The 1,968-nt window shown below is 35.2% G+C and carries 3 protein-coding genes; all 3 read left to right on the forward strand.

Features of this window, described 5'->3' with window-relative positions; translation table 11 throughout:
• The first annotated feature begins 157 nt into the window (after positions 1–157).
• The 3 genes from QVO42_RS10515 (at position 158) to QVO42_RS10405 (ending at position 1,916) form a co-directional block, all read left to right on the forward strand.
• Positions 158–313, forward strand: a complete 156-nt coding sequence (locus tag QVO42_RS10515) for a transposase (RefSeq protein WP_353867269.1) — start codon at positions 158–160, stop codon at positions 311–313.
• 49 nt (positions 314–362) lie between these two features.
• Positions 363–779 (forward strand): hypothetical protein, encoded by a 417-nt coding sequence (locus QVO42_RS10400; protein WP_022426035.1) that lies wholly within the window; start codon positions 363–365, stop codon positions 777–779.
• A 63-nt stretch (positions 780–842) separates the two neighbouring features.
• Positions 843–1,916, forward strand: coding sequence for a hypothetical protein (locus QVO42_RS10405; protein WP_022426036.1), 1,074 nt, complete (start codon positions 843–845; stop codon positions 1,914–1,916).
• The last annotated feature ends 52 nt before the right edge of the window (positions 1,917–1,968 follow it).

Genomic DNA, 1,968 nt, shown 5'->3' on the forward strand with positions numbered 1-1,968 from the left:
TATCATATTTCTTGACTTGCTTCGTATTGAAAATATATGATACAGTATCACATCATTAGGTATTCTAAATTCATATTTCTGGTATTAAAAGGTAATGTAGAGGAAATATTGAAACAGATATCACAGAAAAATCTATTACCACATTAAGGCTCTTGAAGTGAAGCCTGACCATATACATGTCTTTGTAGATGTACCACAAACTGCTGCTTCCTGTGATGTTGCAAGAACTTTTAAAGATATAAGTGCTATTGAACTATTCAAGGCATTTCCACAATTAATACAATTCTGCAGGATGCGATATTTTATGGTCTAGAGGATATTTTATATCTACAGTAATTAAGATAATATTAAGGTGCAGAAAAATGATAACTGATAAAGAACATAAAAGACATCTTAAACAATTTCATAAGCTTTCTGACAGGCATATCCTGGCTGTAGAAACCGATATGCCTTATTCTGATGCAGTTAAAGTAGTGGCCCTTTCTGATAAGATACGCAAAGCAGGCAACGAACTTGCAGGTCTTATGAGAAAGAATTATAACCAGCTTATGCGTACAAAGAGATACCGTAAATTACTGTTTCTGTATGGTAATTCTAAAGATAAGGTTAAACGAAAAACTTATGCTGAACAACTTAATGAAATGCAGAAAGCTTATAATATTACATGGGAATACTGCAGAACGTCCATGATTCCAATAGGCAAGAAATATGGTGTAGACGCTGTATTTGCTCTGACTAAAGCCGAAGATATTTGGCGTGGCATAGAAAAATGCTTATAAAGTAATGGTAATATTTTACATTTTTCTAAATATGGAGAACTGCCTTGTATTCGTGCAAAGCAGATGAATCGTGGTATACCTATATCCGTTACAGATAATAAACTTCATTTCAAACTTGGCAGGATGGTATTTGGAATACAAATAAATGATAGATTTCATCAGGATGAGGTAGATGCGGTTTTATCATATCTTGCCGATTCTGAGATTTTGGATGACAGGGCTGTTAGTATTCTTATTAAAGATGGCTGTTGCATAGATACATACAGACCCTGCTATGCTACGCTTGTTCCCAGGATGATAAGAGGTAAATACAGAGTATATCTGCATCTTACTATCGAGGGTAAAGCAAAGCCAAAATATGATAAGCATGGCAGCCCAAGACATAAATATGGCAAAGGAATGATCGGTGCTGATATTGGTACACAGACAGTTGCTTATACATCTGATACTGAGGTGGGCTTGAAGAATCTTTCAGAGCGTGGCAGCAGTATTCAGACTTCTGAGAGAAAAGAACGTCTGCTATACCGTGCTATGGACAGGTCAAGACGTGCAACTAATCCTCAAAATTATAATGATGATGGTACTGTTAAAAAAGGCCGCAAAACCTGGATTTATTCTAATCATTATAAAAAGCTGAAAACAAAGCACTCAGAACTATGTCGCATCAATGCTATAAACAGACAGCTTGCAATAAATGAAGACGCTAACCATTTAAGAAGTCTTGGAGATGTATTTATCACAGAACCCAAAAATGCAGGCAAGCTTATGAGACGAGCTAAAGAAACTACGGTCAATAGCAAAGGCAAGTTTAACAGGAAAAAGCGTTTTGGCAGATCCATAAAGAATAGATGTCCTTCTGGTTTTCAAACTGCTGTAGAACAGAAATTCAAGGTATCAGGTGGTACATATATTGAAGTATCTAATGATTACAGAGCAAGTCAATATGATCATACTGTTGATGACTATATTAAAAAGAAACTATCTGACCGAATGTATAAGCTGCAAGATGGTACTGAGGTACAACGAGACTGGTATTCATCATTCCTATTATACTGTTACGACTACAGAACTAAAAATATCGATAAAAACAAATGTATTTCTGAATTTGATAAGTGTTACAACAAAGAAAAGCCCTAATCGAATGGATTAAGGCTAACGAGATCAAGGTATTAAATAGCGGAATTAAGAT

It is taken from the genome of Catenibacterium sp. CAG:290, assembly GCF_000437715.1.
Classification (GTDB): domain Bacteria; phylum Bacillota_I; class Bacilli_A; order Erysipelotrichales; family Coprobacillaceae; genus Catenibacterium; species Catenibacterium mitsuoka_A.